Origin of the sequence: Paraburkholderia sacchari (assembly GCF_000785435.2) — a bacterium.
In the GTDB taxonomy this organism is placed as follows: Bacteria; Pseudomonadota; Gammaproteobacteria; order Burkholderiales; family Burkholderiaceae; genus Paraburkholderia; species Paraburkholderia sacchari.
This window is the reverse complement of record NZ_JTDB02000007.1, coordinates 138,040-157,191: the sequence shown is the minus strand read 5'-3', so window position 1 is coordinate 157,191 and position 19,152 is coordinate 138,040. Positions and strand designations below refer to the sequence as shown.

14 protein-coding genes are annotated in these 19,152 nt (G+C 63.9%); 4 read left to right on the top strand and 10 right to left on the bottom strand.

The window, feature by feature from the left end; all coding sequences use genetic code 11:
• Positions 1–285: 285 nt before the first annotated feature.
• The gene (gene typA, locus NH14_RS22940; protein ID WP_035525962.1) at positions 286–2,112 is read right to left on the bottom strand and encodes a translational GTPase TypA; all 1,827 of its coding nucleotides are present in this window, start codon (positions 2,110–2,112) and stop codon (positions 286–288) included.
• A 339-nt stretch (positions 2,113–2,451) separates the two neighbouring features.
• Here typA and NH14_RS22935 point away from each other — a divergent pair, with 339 nt between their 5' ends.
• The 4 genes from NH14_RS22935 to NH14_RS22920 all read left to right on the top strand — a co-directional run bounded on the left by NH14_RS22935 (position 2,452) and on the right by NH14_RS22920 (position 7,551).
• On the top strand, positions 2,452–2,958 hold the full coding sequence (locus NH14_RS22935) for a MarR family winged helix-turn-helix transcriptional regulator (RefSeq protein WP_035525959.1): 507 nt from the start codon (positions 2,452–2,454) through the stop codon (positions 2,956–2,958).
• Between the two features lie 92 nt (positions 2,959–3,050).
• On the top strand, positions 3,051–4,643 hold the full coding sequence (locus NH14_RS22930) for an efflux transporter outer membrane subunit (RefSeq protein WP_035525956.1): 1,593 nt from the start codon (positions 3,051–3,053) through the stop codon (positions 4,641–4,643).
• Between the two features lie 47 nt (positions 4,644–4,690).
• Positions 4,691–5,932, top strand: coding sequence for an EmrA/EmrK family multidrug efflux transporter periplasmic adaptor subunit (locus NH14_RS22925; protein ID WP_035525954.1), 1,242 nt, complete (start codon positions 4,691–4,693; stop codon positions 5,930–5,932).
• Between the two features lie 53 nt (positions 5,933–5,985).
• Positions 5,986–7,551 carry a DHA2 family efflux MFS transporter permease subunit gene (locus tag NH14_RS22920; protein ID WP_035525952.1) on the top strand — a complete coding sequence of 522 codons (1,566 nt, stop codon included), beginning with the start codon at positions 5,986–5,988 and terminating at the stop codon, positions 7,549–7,551.
• Positions 7,552–7,621: 70 nt separating this feature from the next.
• On the opposite strand, the gene NH14_RS22915 is transcribed toward NH14_RS22920, so the two are convergent.
• The 9 genes from NH14_RS22915 to NH14_RS22875 form a co-directional block, all read right to left on the bottom strand.
• Positions 7,622–8,734 (bottom strand): Gfo/Idh/MocA family protein, encoded by a 1,113-nt coding sequence (locus NH14_RS22915; protein WP_035525949.1) that lies wholly within the window; start codon positions 8,732–8,734, stop codon positions 7,622–7,624.
• A 150-nt stretch (positions 8,735–8,884) separates the two neighbouring features.
• Entirely contained in the window at positions 8,885–9,997 is a 1,113-nt protein-coding gene (locus tag NH14_RS22910; RefSeq protein ID WP_084225386.1) for a porin, read from the bottom strand.
• A 70-nt stretch (positions 9,998–10,067) separates the two neighbouring features.
• Positions 10,068–10,877: an SDR family NAD(P)-dependent oxidoreductase gene (locus tag NH14_RS22905; RefSeq protein WP_035525946.1), complete on the bottom strand. Its 810-nt coding sequence runs from the start codon at positions 10,875–10,877 to the stop codon at positions 10,068–10,070.
• Positions 10,874–11,770 carry an aldose 1-epimerase gene (locus NH14_RS22900; protein ID WP_035525943.1) on the bottom strand — a complete coding sequence of 299 codons (897 nt, stop codon included), beginning with the start codon at positions 11,768–11,770 and terminating at the stop codon, positions 10,874–10,876. Before NH14_RS22900 ends, NH14_RS22905 begins: the two co-directional genes overlap by 4 nt.
• A gap of 2 nt (positions 11,771–11,772) precedes the next feature.
• The gene (locus NH14_RS22895) at positions 11,773–12,606 is read right to left on the bottom strand and encodes an HpcH/HpaI aldolase family protein (protein ID WP_084225384.1); all 834 of its coding nucleotides are present in this window, start codon (positions 12,604–12,606) and stop codon (positions 11,773–11,775) included.
• Between the two features lie 16 nt (positions 12,607–12,622).
• Positions 12,623–14,365, bottom strand: a complete 1,743-nt coding sequence (araD, locus tag NH14_RS22890; protein WP_202031765.1) for an L-arabinonate dehydratase — start codon at positions 14,363–14,365, stop codon at positions 12,623–12,625.
• 5 nt (positions 14,366–14,370) lie between these two features.
• Positions 14,371–15,192: a sulfite exporter TauE/SafE family protein gene (locus NH14_RS22885; protein ID WP_237179744.1), complete on the bottom strand. Its 822-nt coding sequence runs from the start codon at positions 15,190–15,192 to the stop codon at positions 14,371–14,373.
• Positions 15,193–15,194: 2 nt separating this feature from the next.
• Positions 15,195–17,246 (bottom strand): alpha-glucosidase, encoded by a 2,052-nt coding sequence (locus tag NH14_RS22880; protein WP_052148023.1) that lies wholly within the window; start codon positions 17,244–17,246, stop codon positions 15,195–15,197.
• 41 nt (positions 17,247–17,287) lie between these two features.
• Positions 17,288–19,027 (bottom strand): solute:sodium symporter family transporter, encoded by a 1,740-nt coding sequence (locus NH14_RS22875; RefSeq protein WP_052148022.1) that lies wholly within the window; start codon positions 19,025–19,027, stop codon positions 17,288–17,290.
• Positions 19,028–19,152: the final 125 nt, after the last annotated feature.

Here is a 19,152-nt window from a genome sequence, read left to right as displayed (position 1 = left end):
TCCGCGCCACGGCCTGACCGTTTAGCGGATTGCGAATCAAGTCTGCTTGGAAGGACCTAAATCATGCATCCGCGGAGGATATCACATAAGTGATACCCGCCATAGATTGCAATGTGGCACGAACGCGCACGCAAACCCTTTGTAGACGGGCCTTTGCGGCATTCGCAACACACTCTTTACGCACTGCAACATAATTGTTGCAAGACGCAAAAAAGCCGCCCACAAAGAGGCGGCTTTTCTGGCTTCCAGCTTGCATTGCAGTGCGCAAAAATTCAATAACTGCGCTTATTCGGCAGCGGCTTCGCGGCTCGCGCGGCGACGCTCGTGCTCTTTCAGATGACGCTTGCGCAGACGGATCGACTGCGGCGTGACTTCCACGAGTTCGTCGTCGTCGATGAATTCGACTGCGTATTCGAGCGACATCTGGATCGGCGGCACGAGGCGCACGGCTTCGTCGGTGCCCGAGGCGCGCACGTTGGTGAGCTGCTTGCCCTTGATCGGGTTCACGACGAGGTCGTTGTCGCGGCTGTGAATGCCGATGATCATGCCTTCATAAAGCGCGTCGCCCGGCTTCACGAACATGCGGCCACGATCCTGCAGCTTCCACAGCGCATAGGCGACGGCCGCGCCATCGTCCTGCGAGATCAGCACGCCGTTGCGGCGCTCGCCGAGCGAGCCGTCCTTGATAGGACCGTATTCGTCGAACACGTGGCTCATCAGGCCCGTGCCGCGCGTGAGCGTCATGAACTCGCCCTGGAAGCCGATCAGGCCACGGGCGGGAATCTTGTACTCGAGACGCGTGCGGCCGCGGCTGTCCGAAGCCATGTCGAGCATTTCGCCCTTGCGGCGGCCCAGCTCTTCCATCACGCCGCCCTGGTGGGTGTCTTCGACGTCGACGGTCAGCAGTTCGTACGGCTCCATCTTCACACCGTCGACTTCGTGCAGCACCACGCGCGGACGCGACACGGCCAGCTCGTAGCCTTCGCGGCGCATGTTTTCGATCAGGATCGTGAGGTGCAGTTCGCCACGGCCCGACACTTCGAACGTGGTTTCGTCGCCGGTGTCCTTCACGCGCAGCGCGACGTTGTGGTTCAGCTCCTTCGTGAGACGGTCGCGGATCTGGCGGCTCGTCACGAACTTGCCTTCGCGGCCTGCGAGCGGCGACGAGTTCACGAGGAAGTTCATCGTCAGCGTGGGCTCGTCCACCGTGATCATCGGCAGTGCTTCGGGGTTGTCGATCGCGCAGATCGTGGCGCCGATGCCGATGTCTTCAATGCCGTTGATCAGCACGATGTCGCCGGCTTCGGCCGACTCGACCTGCACGCGCTCGAGGCCGCTGAACGACAGCACCTGGTTGATCTTGCGGTTCATCACCTCGCCTTCCGGGCCGAAGCGCAGCGCCACCGGCTGACCCGGCTTGATGCGGCCGCGCTTGATGCGGCCCACGCCGATACGGCCAACGTAGGTCGAGTAGTCGAGCGAGGTGATCTGAAGCTGGAGCGGACCTTCCGGATCGGCGTCGCGCACCGGCACGTGTTCGAGAATCGCTTCGAACAGCGGGCGCATGTCGCCTTCGCGCGCATCGGCGGAGAGCGACGCGTAGCCGTTCAGGCCCGAGGCATAGACCACCGGGAAGTCGAGCTGCTCTTCGGTCGCGCCGAGCTTGTCGAACAGATCGAAGGTCTGGTTGATGACCCAGTCGATGCGCGCGCCCGGGCGGTCGATCTTGTTGACGACCACGATGGGCTTCAGGCCGAGCGCGAGCGCCTTCTTCGTGACGAAGCGCGTTTGCGGCATCGGGCCTTCGACGGCGTCGACGAGCAGCAGCACCGAGTCGACCATCGAGAGCACGCGCTCGACCTCGCCGCCGAAGTCGGCGTGGCCCGGGGTGTCGACGATGTTGATGTGGGTGCCTTCGTACTCGACCGCGCAGTTCTTCGCGAGAATCGTGATCCCGCGCTCTTTTTCGATGTCGTTCGAGTCCATGACGCGTTCGGCGACCTGCTGGTTGTCACGGAAGGTGCCGGACTGGCGCAGCAGTTGGTCGACGAGCGTGGTCTTGCCATGGTCGACGTGGGCAATGATGGCGATGTTGCGAAGGGCGCGGGACATAGGAACCTGGGTACTCAGTTGGGTGCGGCGCATGAGCTCGACAGCGGGCTCGCGCAACCGTTCTGCGCGCGCTCCGACACTCGGATCGGGCATTGCGAGCAGACGTTGTGAATGACGCACTTTGGGAACCTGAAATTATAGCACGAGACGATGAATTGATCGTGCTCATACTCAGGAGCCCCTGAAAGGCACGACCAGGCGCATCGCGCCCGGATTCGAGCCCCGATAGAAACCCCGCCCGGCAAAAGTTTCTCCGCCCCGCCACAATAAACCCTTGCCGCGTCAACTAACGGCTCCTATAATCCATGCCTGGTCAATCATTGCAGCCGCAGCAGAAACATGACGGATCCGACTCCCGCGCCGCCGCCCGAAGTACGCGATTACGACTTCGGCGAAAGCGTTGGCTACCTCCTTTCGCGGGTGAAATCGACGATGTCGAACCTGATCACCCAGCGCACCGTCGCCGAGCTCGGCGTAACGAGCCAGCAAGCCAGCGTGCTGTTCATGGTGGCGAGCGGCAAATGCGTGCTGGCGGCGGAACTCGCACGCGAGTACGGCATCGACGCGAGCGCGGTGACGCGCCTCGTCGACCGGCTCGAAAAGCGCGGCCTCCTCAAGCGCGTGCGCAGCTCCGAAGACCGCCGCGCCGTGCGCCTCGCGCTCACGCCCGAGGGCGAAGCCATCGCCGCGCGCATGCCGGCCATCTTCACGAGCGTGACAGAAAGGCTCTCGCAAGGCTTTACGCCCGAGGAAGTCTGCTTCCTCAAGAGCATGTTGCGGCGGGTTCTTGCCAATAGCTGCGAAGCTATGCAGAACGCGGGACAGAACACACCGCCAAATTCATGACAGGGCAAGCAAATTCGCAGCCGCAGCACGAAAAAATAGCTGCAACGTCCAGCATTACCTCACTTTTTTCGACTCACGCCATGAGACGAGCAATGAAACCCGGTGTTCAGTTTGCCCAGTTTGCGCCAGCGCTCTCCTGCCGGGGGGCAATCGCCGCTGCGGTGGCGACGCTCGCGCTGGCGGGCTGCGCGAACTATTTCGGCGTCAAGAGCGACAAGACCATCGCGCAACCGCAACAGTTCGAGACCTCGCAGAGCATCCCGGCGCAGGGTGGCCAGTGGCCGACGCTCGACTGGGCGCAGCAGTTCGGCGACCCGCAGTTGCCCAAGCTCATCGACGAGGCGCTAGAAGGCAGCCCCACCATCGCGCAGGCGCAGGCCCGCATCGCCAAGGCGTCTTCGTACATCGAGACGTCGAAGGCGGGGCTCTATCCGAAGGCCAACGCGAGCTATTCGTGGACCCGCGAAATCTTCACGGAAAACACGATCTTCCCGCCGCCCTACGGCGGCACCTGGTACAACGAGAACAACGCGCTCGCGAGCGCGTCGTGGGATCTGGATCTGTGGGGCAAGAACCGCCAGCGGCTTGCCCAGGCGGTGTCCGCGCAGCGTGCCGCCCAGGCCGACATGCAGCAGGCGCGCATCACGCTCGCTGCGTCGGTCGCCCGCACCTACAACCAGCTCGCGCAGCTCTACGCGCTGCGCGACATCGCCGCGCGCGAGATCGATAACCGCAAGACCATCGGCACGATCACGAACGGCCGCGTGGCGGCAGGTCTCGACACCAACGTCGAGCGCCAGACCGCGAACGGCAACATCGCGACGAGCCAGGCGAACCTCACGCAAATCGACGGCCAGATCCAGAACGTGCGCTACCAGTTGGGCGCGCTGCTCGGCAAGGGCCCGGACCGTGGCCTGCAGATCGCGCAGCCGGTGCTCAACCCGGTCGCCGACATGGCCCTGCCCGGCAACCTGCCCGCCGACCTGCTGGCGCGCCGCCCCGACATCGTCGCCGCGCGCTGGCAAGTCGAAGCCGCGATGCACGACGTGAAGGAAGCCAAGGCCGAGTTCTATCCGGACGTGAACCTGAGCGCCGCGATTGGCCTCGACGCGTTCGGCTGGGGCCGCTTCCTGACCTTCTCCAGCCGGACGATGAACTTCGGCCCGGCCGTGCATCTGCCGATCTTCGACGCGGGCGCGCTGCGCGCCCAGTTGAAGGGCCGCTACGCCGACTTCGACCTCGATGTGGCGAACTACAACCAGACGCTCATTAACGCGCTCCAGCAGGTGGCCACGCAGGTTTCGTCGATCCGCTCGGCGGACCAGCAGCTAGTCGACGCGCAGCGCGCGCTTGACGCCTCCACCAAGGCGTACCAGCTCGCCGTGATCCGCTACAAGGCCGGGCTCTCCGAGCAGCTCCAGGTGCTCAACGCCGACCAGAACCGCCTCGCGGCGGAACAGACCGTCTCGAACCTCAAGATGCAGCGCCGCGACCAGCAGATGACGTTGATCACGGCGCTCGGCGGCGGCTTCGACGCGCACGACGCGGGCCTCGTGCCGCCGGTCGAGATCGGCAGCGAGTCGAAGGGGCAAAGCGACGTGAACGGCGGACCGTGGAGCCGCACCTCGGTGCCGGCGCAAAGCGCCGCAGTCTCGGCCTCGGCAAGCGCGCCCGCCGCGAACTGAACACCCATAACTGAACGAACAGCACGCCAGAACCCGGAGATCCTTCCATGAGCACCCCCCAGCAACCGGCGGCCAATCCGCAGCCGAACGCAAACAACGGCAAGCGCAAGCGCATGATGACGCTGCTTGTGCTCGTGATCGTGATTGCAGCCATTGCCTACGGCCTCTACTACTTCCTCGTCGCGCGCTTCTCCGAGAGCACCGACGACGCCTACGTGAACGGCAACGTCGTGCAGATCACGCCGCAGGTGACGGGCACGGTGATCGCCGTGAACGCGGACGACACGCAAACGGTGAAGAGCGGCGACCCGCTCGTACAGCTCGATCCCGCCGATTCGCGCATCGCGCTGCAGCAGGCCGAGGCGAACCTCGGCCAGACGGTGCGCCAGGTGCGCGGCCTCTTCGCCGACGACAGCCAGTACCAGGCGCAAGTCGCCGTGCGTCAGGCCGACCTCTCGCGCGCCCAGGACGATCTGCGCCGCCGCATGCAGGTCGCGCAAACGGGCGCCGTCTCGCAGGAAGAAATCTCGCACGCGCGCGACACCGTGAAGAGCGCCCAGGCCGCGCTCGAAGCGGCGCAGCAGCAGCTCGCCGCGAACCGCGCGCTCACCGCGAACACCACCATCGCCAATCACCCGAACGTAATGGCCGCCGCCGCCAAGGTGCGCGACGCGTATCTCGCGAACGCGCGCAACACGCTGCCCGCGCCGGTCACGGGCTACGTCGCGAAGCGCTCGGTGCAGGTGGGCCAGCGCGTCTCGCCCGGCACGCCGCTCATGTCGGTGGTGCCGCTGAACGCCGTGTGGGTGGACGCCAACTTCAAGGAAGTGCAGCTCAAGCACATGCGCATCGGCCAGCCGGTCGAAATGACGGCGGACGTGTACGGTTCGTCGGTGGTCTATCGCGGCAAGGTGGTGGGCTTCTCGGCGGGCACGGGCTCGGCCTTCTCGCTGCTGCCCGCGCAGAACGCCACGGGTAACTGGATCAAGGTGGTGCAGCGCCTGCCGGTGCGCATCGCGCTCGATCCGGAAGAACTCAAGAAGCATCCGCTACGCATCGGCCTCTCGATGCAGGTCGACGTCAACATCAAGGACGATACGGGCAGCCAGCTCGGCAACGCGCAGAACACGGTGTACCAGACCAGCGTGTTCGAGAAGTACGGCGACGAAGCCGATGCAGAAATCGCCCGCATCATCGCGGAAAACGCGGGGCAGAACGCCGGCAAGGCTCAGGTTTCGTCGGCGGGGGCAGGCAATAGCGCCGCGAAGCCCGCGGCCAAGCTGATGTAATCGCGCGCCGCCGCAACGACGTCAACGCAACGACGCCAACTACAAAGCACTCAATGGCCGCACAACAACCCGTAGTCCATCCGCCGTTGCAAGGCGCGCAACTCGTGATCGGCACCATCGCGGTGTCGCTCGCGGTGTTCATGAACGTGCTGGATACCTCGATCGCGAACGTGTCGATCCCGACGATCTCGGGCGACCTCGGCGTCGCCTCCGATCAGGGCACGTGGGTCATCACCTCGTTCGCGGTCGCCAACGCGATCTCCGTGCCGCTCACCGGCTGGCTCACCGACCGCATTGGCCAGGTGCGCCTGTTCATGGCGTCGATCATCCTGTTCGTGATTTCGTCGTGGATGTGCGGCCTCTCGCCCAACCTGCCCTTCCTGCTCGCCTCGCGCGTGCTGCAAGGCGCCGTGGCCGGCCCGATGATCCCGCTCTCGCAAACGCTGCTGCTCGCGAGCTATCCGCGCGCGAAAGCGCCCATCGCGCTCTCGATGTGGTCGATGACCACGCTGATCGCGCCGGTGGCGGGCCCCATTCTCGGCGGCTGGATCTCGGACAACATCTCGTGGCCGTGGATCTTCTACGTCAACATCCCGGTGGGCATCATGGCGGCCGTCGCCACGTGGGCGATCTTCCGCAATCGCGATTCGGTCATCAAGAAAGCGCCCATCGACGGCGCGGGCCTGGGACTCCTGGTCGTCTGGGTCGGCTCGCTGCAGATCATGCTCGACAAGGGCAAGGATCTCGACTGGTTCGCCTCCACCACGATCGTCGTACTCGCGCTCACGGCTGTGATCGCCTTCGCGTTCTTCGTGATCTGGGAGCTAACCGCCGATCACCCCGTGGTCGATCTCTCGCTGTTCGCGAGGCGCAACTTCACGGGCGCAACGATTGCGCTTTCGGTGGGCTACGGCCTTTACTTCGGCAATCTCGTGCTGCTGCCGCTGTGGCTGCAAACCACGCTGGGCTACACCGCAACCGATGCGGGCATCATCATGGCGCCCGTGGGCTTCTTCGCGATCATGCTTTCGCCGATCACGGGCCGCATCCTGCCGCGCACCGATCCGCGCTATATCGCGACAGCGGCGTTCGTGGTGTTCGCGCTGTGCTTCTGGATGCGCTCGCAGTACACGACCGGCGTGGACACCTGGGCGCTCACGGTGCCCACCTTGATCCAGGGCATCGGCATGGCGGGCCTCTTCATTCCGCTCGTCTCGATCACGCTCTCGGGCCTGCCCGGCAACCGCATTCCCGCGGCATCGGGTCTGTCGAACTTCGTGCGGATCATGTGCGGCGGCATCGGCACCTCGATCTTCGAGACCGCGTGGGACCATCGCACGACGTTCCACCACGCGCGCCTCACCGAGCAGGCCTCGCAGGCCAACCCGATCTTCAATCAGTCGATGCAGCAAATGCAGAACGCAGCCGGGCTCGATCCCTCGCAAGCACACGGGCTGTTCGACCGCATGGTCACGCAGCAGGCAGCGCAGCTTGGCGTGAACGACCTGTTCTGGATTTCGTCGGCGATCTTCATCGTGCTGATCGCGCTGATCTGGATCACGCGTCCCGAGCGCAGCGGTGGCGGCGATGCGGGCGCGGCGGCTTCGGCGGCGCATTGAACCCGGCGCCCGCGGGCGCACCAAGGGCGGCGCGGCAAACGCCGCCCCGTTCCACTCGCGGCGCGCCGACTTAACGAAGCGTCCACCCCTGAAGCTCGACGGCCCGCCCTTCCCTGATCGACTGCTCGGCTGCCAGGCCAATCACCACCGCTTTCAGCCCATCCTCCACCGACACCTTAACCGGCGTTCCTTCAAGGATCGATTGCTGGAACCCTAGAAGCTCGAAATACGTCGACCCGTGGTGGGCTCCGAGACCCAGCAGATGTTCGTCGACCTCGACCGTGCGCCGCACCGGACCTTTGGGCTCGCGCGGACTCGTGACCAGTTCCGCCTGGCGCTCGCCACGCCCGGGCCAATGTTTGCCCGCGCCCGGCACCAGACACTCGATCTTGCCCCGGTCGCCGACCGCTGAAAATTCTTCCTGCCAGTACGCGCCGTCCGCGAACATGCAAAGGTCCAGGCTGGCCCGACGCCCGCTGCGGAACTCCACGATGACGTACGCGTTGTCAATCATGTCCGGGACCTGTCCGTCGTAACGCTCGTCCCGATGGTTGACGTCGGCGGCTCCGGAGGCAAACACGCGTACCGCTTCGTCGCGAAGCACGAAACGCATCAGGTCGAAAAAATGACAGCACTTTTCGACCAGCGTCCCACCCGTGCGTGTGGCAAAGCGATTCCAGTTTCCGACCTTCGTGAGAAACGGATGGCGGTGTTCACGGATCGAAAACATCTTCAGGTTGCCGACCTCCCCGCGGTCGATCTCTTCGATCATCGCGGCCAGTGGCGGCATGTACCGGTACTCCATGCCCACCCATAGCGGCGCACGATGGCTACTTGCGGCATCGGCCAGATGCCGGCAATCCTCGATGGTCGTGCAGATCGGCTTTTCGATCAGCGTCGGAAACGCAGTGGGCGCAGCCAGAATGTCATCGAGCACCGCACGGTGCGTGTCGTTGGGTGTCGCGACCACGAGCACATCGCAGACCTGGCTTTCAAGCAGCGCGCGGTAATCGGCGAATACCTCGACTTCGCGTCCAACTATTTTTCGCGCCGAGGCAATTGATTCCGCATGCGGATCCGCAAGCGCGGTGACGACCGCATCGGGCAGCAACGCGATATTGCGAAGATGCTCTTGTCCCATCATGCCGGCGCCAATCACGCCGTATCGCAAAGGCCTGGACATAAATTCCCCTTCATCTCAAAAAATGCTCGCGATCTGCCTGCCCGGCAATCGTCCGCAAGACGGCCCCACTGACGTTGTGTCGGGTCTGCCGTTGTGCGGGCCGGAACAACGCGCGCAGCAACTCACGCGTGTTGCCCCGGCCCGCAACCATCAGAACGACGTGCGCAAGCCCGCCGTCACGGCCCACGGACTGAAGCCCGGTGTGACCGTTGCGAAGTTAGAATTCAGTAGTGCGAAACCCTGACTCGAATGGCTGTTGTTCGTAATCATCGTCGCGTAGCCGTACAACTGCGTGCGTTTCGAGAGGAAGTACACATAGCCCGCGTCGTACGCCATCGCCCGCGCGTTCCCGTTCTCGATCCGCCGGGAGACGCCGAGTTCGATATCGCCGGGGCCCGCCGGAATCTTCGCGTTGAGGAGAAACGCGGACGCGAACCAGTTGGTCGAATCGGTGCGCTTCGAGTAGATGTAGTTCGCGCCGATGAAGTTACCGGCGTACGCGTAGGTCGCGGCAACCACATGCGTCAGTTGCGACGAAGGCGTCAGGGTGGTCGCATCCGCGTAGTACTGGTAACGATTGAAGCCATAGCCGAACATCATGCCAAAGCGTTGGTACATCACGTTCGCGCCAATGTTGCGCCCATTGGCCGTCTGGCCCGACGCGTTCTGCGCGCCGAACGAATAGCCGATTTCGCTAGAGAAGCCGTTGTAATTCGGCGTGCGATAACGCACCGCGTTTGGATAGAAGCCTCCCGTTCCGGACTTGCCGAGCGTCACCGTGTGTTCCAGCGACATGATCGCGGCAGGATTCGACAAGCCATAGGTCGAGACGTCCGAGCCGAGAAACACCCAGTAAATGGGCAGGTACATGAAGCCGGCATCGATGCTGCCGTACGTCGCGCTCGACAATCCCACCGACGCGCCGCGATTGAACATCGTCGTGCCGCCCCCCACGCCCGTGTACGTGTTGAAGCCCGTCTCGAGCTGGAAGTTCGCGCGATAGCCGCCGCCCAGATCCTCGCTGCCGCGAAAGCCGAAGCGCGACGCCTGCAGGTTACCGCTCGCCGCCATCGCCGTCGGGCTGACGGTATCGTTGAACTTGCCGTACTGCACAGCGGCATCGACGATGCCGTACAGCGTGACCGTCGACTGCGCCCAGGCGGTTGAATACCCCGCCGTAGCGAGCGCCGCGACCACCATGCCATTTCGCAGGCACGAGCGTACCCCTGCGCCTTCTCTCAGGCGCTTTTTCGTTTGCAGCATCAAAAGGTCTCCAGTTTTCCCGTGGTTTTAGTACCGCTCCCACTGCGGCGCGCGAGTGGCCGCCCCCCGTCTATCCAACGACAGACACCTGTGCAAGCCCGGCATCGACGATCAGGTTCTGTCCGGTGATCGCCGCGGCCTGCGGGCTTGCGAGAAACAGCACCGAGTCCGCGATATGCGCGGGCTCGACGCGATACTTCAGGCACTGCAGCTCAAGAAACTGCCGGTCCGCGTTCGGGTCGCGCCACAGTTCCGTCTGCCGCGGCGTGACAACGGCGCCGGGAAGCACCGCGTTCACGCGAATGCCGCCATCGCCGAGCTCGCGTGCGAGCGTGCGCGTGATGCCGGTGATGGCCGCCTTCGACGCCGTGTAGCCGATCAGATTCGGACGGCCGCGCAGCCAGGAAATCGAGCCGAGATTGATGATCGAGCCGCCGCCGGCGGCGCGCATACCTTGTGCTACACGCTGCGTCGCGAACACGTGATGCGTGAGATTGACGGCCAGCATCTCGTTCCACATCTCGACAGTGAGATCGTCGAGGGCGTGCCGCGTATCGCGGCCCGCGTTGTTGACCAGCGTGCGAATCGGCCCTAGCGTGTGCGCGGCACGATCGAGCACGCTGCAATACGCCGCGATATCGCGTACGTCGCAGCGCGCGAACCACGGACGCAGACGCGCGACCGGAGCCGCTTCCGTAGCCGCGTTGCTCAGGCGCTCGCACAACGCGTTGCCGGCATGCTCATCGAGATCGCAGAAAGCGACTTGCGCCCCCTGCTCCCAGAGCGCTACGACAATCGCCTCGCCGATGCCCGACGCACCGCCCGATATGAATGCCACCTGGCCGGCCAGAGCCGGATAAAACGGACGGTTTGTGTTCATGCTTCACTCCTGTGTGAATCCGCGGTCGGCGCCTGCACCGAAATCGTCATACGCGCTTCGAGCGCCTCGTGTGGCGCTAGCACATGCATGGGCGGCTCGATGCCGTTGAGCGCGTTGTTAGCGTGGCTCACCGGTTCGAATGCGAAAAAACTCTGGTCTGCTGGCCTGAAAAGCACGGCACAGCGCAACGTGTCGCTCGCCTCGATGCTCACGCGATGATGCGGCGTATCGATGCGCGCGCTGCGGCTCCAGCCGGTAAAGCAGTTGTCGACGACGGTGTCGTCGAGCGCGTCGAACTGCGGCGGGAGCGTGCTCGAACACGGCAGGTCGTTTGCGTCGCTCACGAGCATCGCGCTCCATTCGGTATGCAGCCACGTCGGTCCGGCCTCGGTGTCGAGCGGAAAGAACGGATGCCAGCCCACGCCACACGGTGCCGCGATCGTATCTGTGTTGGTCACGCGCAGGCTCAGCACCAGCGCCCCGGCATCGATCGAAATGCGCTGCTGCACTTCGAACGCGAACGGCCACTGGTCATCCGGCTGGTGCGATAGCCGCATGTCGATGGCATTCGCGTCGCGCGTCTGCTGGATCTGCCAGGCCCGCTGGAATCCCGTGCCGTGAATCGCATGGTTTATCCCCGCGAGGTTCTTCACGAGCGTGTAGCGCGTGTCACCGAAGCGGAACGCGCCGAACGCGATGCGATTCGAAAACGGCACCAACGGATAGCACGCGCTCTTGCGCACATTGCGCGCGAGCCATTCCGCCTCCGGCATCGGCCTTAGCACGTCGCGTCCACACCAGCGCGCATCGACGATCGCGCCTCCCAGCGAGGGCGCGACACGCACCCGCCATGAGCCGGCCTCCAGCGCGAACAGTTCCGGAGCACTCGACATGATCAGTACGGCCCACCCGCGTTCGCGCTCGCCTGCACCTGATCGAGCTCCGCGATGAAGGCGTTGGCCTGACGCATCACCATCCCCATATCGGACGCGATCGCGACGTAGTCGTAGCCCATGTCGATGAACTCGCGCACCATCGCGGGCGTTGGCCCGACGATGCCGATCGGCATGCCGATCGCGTTCGCACGACGCGCGCAATCGGCGAGCACGGCGCGCACTTCCGGGTCGGCCAGGTTACCGATCTTGCCCATCGCCGCCGACAGATCGCCAGGACCGACGAAAAGCGCATCGACGCCGGGCACGGCGGCGATCGCTTCGAGCTGCGCGACGGCTTCCGGTGTTTCCAGTTGCACGATGCATGCGGTTGCTTCGTTCGCGCGCTTGCCGAACTCGCTCCACGTGCCGTAACGGCTCGCACGATGCATCGCCGCAAAGCCACGGGTGCCGAGCGGCGGAAACTTGATCGAAGCAACCGCAGCGCGCGCCTCTTCGGGGTCCTGAACGTAGGGGAACATCAGCGTGGACGCCCCCATGTCGAGCGCACGCTTGGCTAGCGTGGCGTCGTTGCGCGCGAGGCGGACGATCGCGGCTGCGCCGCCGCATTCGACGGCCCGCAGCAGATGCTGCACGTCTGTGAACTCGAGCGGCGCGTGCTCCATGTCGACCAGTAGCCAGTCGAACCCCGCGTGCCCCAATGCTTCCGCGGTTGCCGGCGCGCCGGACATCAGCCACGTACCGAGTGGCTTTGCGCGCATTGTGCTATTGGCGGGCTGTTTGAGTGCGTCGCGAAACGTGTTGCGCGTAGGATCGTGATTGATGCCGGTGGCCATCGTGTGTGTCCTGTAATCAGAATATCTGCGGTTCGACGGGCGCTTCGAAGCCCGTCAGGAAGTCGAAGTCGCACCCCTTGTCCGCCTGCGAAACCTGCTCGACATAGAGACGGATATACCCGCGCTTGCGCGGCTTCGGCGGCGCCTGCCAGTGTTCGCGGCGGCGCGCGAGTTCCTCGTCGGAAAGCAGCACATCGAGTCGCCCCGCCTCCACATCGAGTTCGATCGTGTCGCCCGTGCGGATCAGCGCGAGCGGGCCGCCCGCAGCCGCTTCCGGCGCGACGTGCAGCACGCAGGTCCCGTAGTGCGTTCCGCTCATGCGCGCATCGGAAATACGCACCATGTCGCGCACGCCGGCAGCAAGCAGCTTCTTCGGGATCGGCAGATTGCCCCACTCGGGCATACCGGGCGCCCCGATCGGGCCGCCGCCACGCAGCACGAGCACCGTGTTTGCGTCGACGTCGAGATCGGCGTCGTGAATCTCCGCGTTCATCTGCGCGACGGAATCGAACACGAGCGCGCGGCCGCGATGCTTCATCAGATGCGGGGTCGCCGCGCTCGGCTTGATGACGGCGCCGTCTGGCGCGAGATTGCCGCGCAGCACGGCGAGGGCTCCCCGCTCGCTGACCGGGTCGGTCAGCGGACGGATCGCGTCTTCGCCCTGTGGAGGCTGGCCGGACTCGAAGCGCGTAAGGTTCTCGCCAAGCGTCGCGCCCGTCACGGTCATGCAATCAAGCGACAGATGCGGCTTCACTCCGCTCAGCAACGCCGGCAGCCCCCCCGCGTAATAAAAATCTTCCATCAGCCGCTTGCCGGACGGGAACACGTCGGCCAGCACCGGAATGTCCTTGCCGAGGCGCGCGATGTCGTCGAGCGTCAGCGGCACGTTGCCCCGTCCCGCAATCGCAATCGTATGGATGGCGGCATTCGTCGAACCGCCCAGCGCCATATAGGCGACGATGCCGTTCTCGACCGACTGGCGGTTAAAGAAGCGGCTAGGCTTCAGGTCTTCCCACACCATGCCGACGATGCGCTCGCCGCTCGCCGAGCACATGCGCGTATGCGATGCGTCCATCGCCGGGATGCTGGTCGCGCCGGGCAGCGTGAATCCCATCGCCTCCACGATCGAGGTCATCGTGCTCGCCGTGCCCATCGTATTGCAGGTGCCGGGTGCGCGCGTCATGCGCGCTTCGAGCGAAATCCATTCGGACTGCTCGATATTTCCTGCTGCGTATTCGTCCCAGAACTTCTTTGTATGCGTTCCCGCGCCAACGGTCTGGCCGCGATGACGATCGCTGAGCATCGGTCCGGCCGGCACGAAAATGCAGGGCAAGTCCGCCGACAGCGCGCCCATCAGCAATCCCGGTGTTGTCTTGTCGCAGCCACCCATCAGCACGGCGCCGTCGATGGGCAGCGAGCGCAGCAACTCCTCGGTTTCCATCGCGAGAAAGTTGCGGTAGATCATCGTGGTTGGTTTGACCATCACCTCGCCAAGCGACATGGCCGGAAGTTCGAACGGCATGCCGCCCGCGAGCAGGATGCCGCGCTTGACCGCCTCCGCGCGCTCACGCAGATGCGCGTGGCACGGCGACAGGTCGCTCCAGGTATTGATGATGCCGATCACCGGACGCGACATGAATTCTTCGCGGCGCAAACCCATTTGCTGCAGCCGTTGGCGATGAGCGAACGAGCGCATGTCGTCCGGCGCGAGCCAGCGCTGACTGCGCAGTTCACTGAGTTGTTTGAGCTTTTTTTGCACGATATTTATGCCGTGAAATGACCTGAATGATGGGATGCCGCGCTGACCCTGACGGTTGGCTTCGTCTTCGCATTCAGGCCGGTGACAACCGGCGCCACCAGACTGATTCCGGCGGCTGCGAGCAGCACGAACACTACGCGCCGAACCGCCGTGGGCGACCAGCGCGGCGGATAACGGCGTGCGAGCCACGTGACGGTCAGCACGACCGGCAACGCTTCGAGGCTCAACGCGACCGATGCCGCATCGAAACGCCCTTGCGCCAGCACGATGATCAGGCGCAGCACCGCGTTGATCGCAAACAGCAGAACCAGCGTGTCGCGCACGACGACCCGATCGATGGGCTGCCGATAGAGATGGAACACCATCGGTGGACCGGCGCTCGCAAACACGCCGCCCATCACGCCGGAAATGCCGCCATAAAATGCGAACGTGCCGGGCGATGCGATCTGCGTGCGCGGCTTCGCCTGCCACACGAGCAAGACGCTGCACACGAGAATCGCGAGGCCTAGCGTAAAGCGCAACGCGCCGATGGCGTTATCCGAGAGCCAGGCTAGCAGACCGGCGCCCACCGCGACACCCACAAGACTGCTGCCATACGAAGGCACAAGGAGACCGCGCGGCAACGCGGGGATGCGGCGCACGAGCATCGCCGCGTTGGCCAGCACCATCATCGTGACGACATTCGACGCGACCGGCAGCGGCGCGAGATGAAACACGGCGACGAAGCCGAGCAGCACGAGGCCGAACGCGAAACCCGTCAGGCTTTGCGTGAATGTCGCGATGGCGACACACCCGGCAAACAGCACGTGCTGCGGCAAGGACATCATGCTCACACCCCTTCCCGTTTCGCGGGTTTCGCCAGGTCGTGCGCAATAGCCAGCAATTGCGCTTCACGCGCCGTGCCATGACGCACGAACACCGGCGGCTCGCCAGGCGGCGCGGCAACCTCCACATGCTGGCCGCCTTCATGGCGCGCGCCGCTCCACAGATGCGTCCACGCATCGCCTTGCGGCAGATAAACACGCCATTGCATCGCACCGGATGCATGCACCGGCGCCACGAGCAGATCGCGCCCATACAGGTACTGGTCCTGGATCGCGTAGGTTGCACGGTCGTGTTCGTAATGGAGGAACAATGGCCGCTGCAACGGCAAACCTCGTGCTGCGGCTTCGTCCACGAGATCTTGCACGTAGGGCTTGAGCGCAACGAATACGCGTGTCATGCGCGCGAAGTGTGCGAGCACGCTTTCGTCTTGCCAGAACTGGAAGTTCTGCTCTGGACGGTTGCCTTCGTGGGTGCGCATCACCGGCGTGAAAGCCGCCATTTCCGCCCAGCGCTGGAACAATTCCGGCGTGCGCGTATTGCCGAACAGGCTCGTGTATCCGCCTATGTCGCTATGGTGATACGCATTGCCAAGCAGTCCGGACGAAAGCGCACCACAGATCACCGTCTGCAAACCGTCGTGCCGCGAGAAGTCGACGGACTGGTCGCCCGCCCACAATAGCGGGCAATGCGCCTGCACGCCCGTATAGCCCGCGCGCATGAAGAACACCGCATCGCCAGTACGCCCCGCCGCTTCGATTGCGCGTGCGTTGACATGCGCCCAAAGCGTGGGCCACGCGTTGTGCATCAGCTTCGCGTCAACGCCGTTCGCGAGCGTCACGTCGGTCGGCAGATATTCGCCGAAGTCCGCCATCCAGCCGTCGAGACCCTGGTTCAGCATCTCGTCGCGGATCACGCGCTCTTCAAACCAGCGCGCCGCCGCCGGATTCGTGAAATCCACCACGCCGCAATCGAACTCGCCGAAATCGACGAGATAGTCGCTGCCATCCGCTCGCGTTGCCAGATATCCGGCCCCTTTGGCTTCGACGTACAACACGCCGTCGTTGCACAGGTACGGATTCACATAGCCGAGAAAGCGCACACCTTCGGCGTTGAGCTGTTTGACCCAGCCGGCGTGGTCCGGATAACGCGAATCGCTCCAGCGCCAGTCCCAGAAGAGCCGCTTGCCGAACGATGTTTGCCGGATGCCGACCCAATCCTCGCACCACAGTCCGCTGATTTTCAGGCCCGCTGCGCGACCTTGCTCCATGATCGCCTGCGCATGCTCGCGGCCGTTCTTCAGGCCGAGGATCGCGCCGTCCATCACCCATGCGGGCAAGGCCGGCTGGCGGCCGAAGCGTTGCGAGATGCGTTCGACGAGCGAAACGAAGTCGTCCGCAAGGAGGAATTCGAGCCGCTCTGGAATGGCCCAGAATTGCAGTTCGTGCCGTCGCGGGTGACGGAAGTCGAAGTCCGCATAGGCCGTGGTTTGCGCGTGCAAACAGTACTTGAGGGACGAAACGAAGGTCGGCTGCGGATAGTTCGTGTGGTAGTAGTCGCCGCCCGACTTCGAAGTCGTATCGGCCTGCCACGTCAGGTACGTGCTCTTGTCGCGGCCCACGCCAGGCTCAGATGTCCACAGCGGAAAATGGCGGCCGCGCAGGTCGAAATACGACATCTGCTCGCCACAGCCCCATACATGCTCGTCTTCGAGCGCGGGTACGCGCCACCACAGGCGGTTGATCTCACCTCTGGTGGACAGCGCGAGCTGGACGCCATGTGTGGATTGACTGGCGGTGATGGTCAGTTCCGCGGCGGCGTGCTCATCGCGCGCCAGTTCGATGCGCACACAACCATCATTGAGCAGCGTGAGCCGTGCGTCGCGCAGCGCGATGCGCTCTTCCACATAGTCGCTGATGTCGAAATTGCCGCGATACATATCGATTGTTTCGACGCCGTGCCCGACGAACACGGCCGGTGCATCCGGTGCGTGTTCGAAGAGCGTGCGGCCCGCCACGCGCAGCACGAGCTTGCCGCCTGCTTCTGTTTGCCAGTTCATCAGCTTTCCCTTGCTGTTCAGGTTGGATTTAAACCGTTCAGTCAATGTCCGATGGGCTCGCCGGCCGCACGCCCGAGCGCACCCGCAGCCGAGGATTTGCGGCGGAACAGCGCCATCAACCCGAGTGCGGCGCACCACGTCAGCACGATCAGGACTTCGTACTGCATCGTCACACCACCGTGGCGCGCCAGTCCGATCGGCGAGAACGTCAGGTAGATGCTCACCAGCATTGCGATCAGAAAAACGCTCATCGTGCTGGCGTGACGCCACGGCGTGAGATCGCCCGTTTGCCGCAATTGAGGCTCATACGGCTTCACGCGACGGTGACGCATACCGAGCACCAGCATCAGCGTCACCTCGCACACAAACAAGATGCCCATGATGTGGATGAAGTTGATGTCGAGCCGCTTGTCCAACTGGAACACGAGAATGCCGAGCGTGTAGACGATCACGTGCAGCAGCAACACCATCTTCGCGGGGAACGCACCGATCTTCTTGCTGAAGAAGCCCACCAGCACGACCGCGATAATCGGAATGTTGTAGAAGCCGGTGAAGCGGCGCATCACCGTATAGATGCCGTCCGGCGCATACATCAGGAGCGGCGCGACGAGCAGCGAAACGACGGCGATCACCACGCTCGCGATCTTGCCGACGCGGATCAGCTTCTCATCGCTCGCATCGGGCCTCCAAGGGCGATAGAAGTCGAAGGCGATCAGCGTCGCGGTGCTGTTGATCACCGCGTTGAAGTGGCTCATCACGGTGCCGAACAGCACGGCGATGAAAAAGCCCTTGGCCCACCACGGCAGCACGTCCGTCACGAGTTGCGGGTACGCGAGATCGGGACGGCCCAGCGGATGCTGTGCATACAAGTGGTACGCAACCACGCCCGGCATCATCATGATGAGCGGCACGAGCAGTTTCATCATGCCGGACAGCAGCACGCCCTTTTGCCCTTCGGCCAGGCTCTTCGCCGCGAAGGTGCGCTGCACGATGGCCTGATTCGTGCACCAGTAGAACAGGTTGGCGAAAATCATGCCGGTGAACAACGTGCCGAACGGAACGGAGTCGTGCGGGCCGCCGATGGCGGACAGCTTCTCGGGCGCCTGCGTGACGATGGTGTGCACGCCGGTAAGGAAATTGCCGTGACCCAGGGCAAAGAGGCCGAGCACCGGCACCAGCAGGCCGGCGATCAGCAGGCCGACACCGTTGATCGTGTCGGAGACGGCCACCGCGCGCAGCCCGCCGAAGATCGCATACAGCGCTCCGATAATGCCCGACATCCAGACGAGAATCGTGATCGTGCTCGCGTACGACGTGCCGAACAGCGCCTGCACGCCGAACACCTGATTGAACGTAATAGCGCCGAGATACAGGCCCGACGGATTCGCGACTAGCATGTAGCCGATCACGAAGAAAGCGCTCACCACGCGCCGCGTCGTGGCATCGAACCGTTCTTCGAGGAATTGCGGCAAGGTCGAAAATCCGCCGCGCAGATAGCGCGGCAGAAAGAACATGGCGAGCGCGACCGTCGCCACGGCTGCCGTGCACTCCCATGCCATCGCGGACAGGTTGTGCGCGTAGGCATCGCCATTCAGCCCCACCATCTGCTCAGCGGAAAGATTGGTCAGCATCATCGAGCCGGCGATAAACCAGCCCGTGAGCCCGCCGCTCGCCATGAAATAGCCGCGCGCGCCCTTGTCATGCGCGCGCCGCGTGAACAGGTACGACACGAAGCCGACCAGCGCGGTGAAAAAAACAAAACTCAATATGGTGAAAATCATGGTCTCCTCGTCCCTTGAACGTGGTCTTCGGGCTTCGTGTGAGCGGGCCGGTTGGCAACCCGTGCATCATTTTCGCAGCGCTGCGATTTCAGTGCGAAAACGCCCGTGTTTTTCCAGTGTGTCCT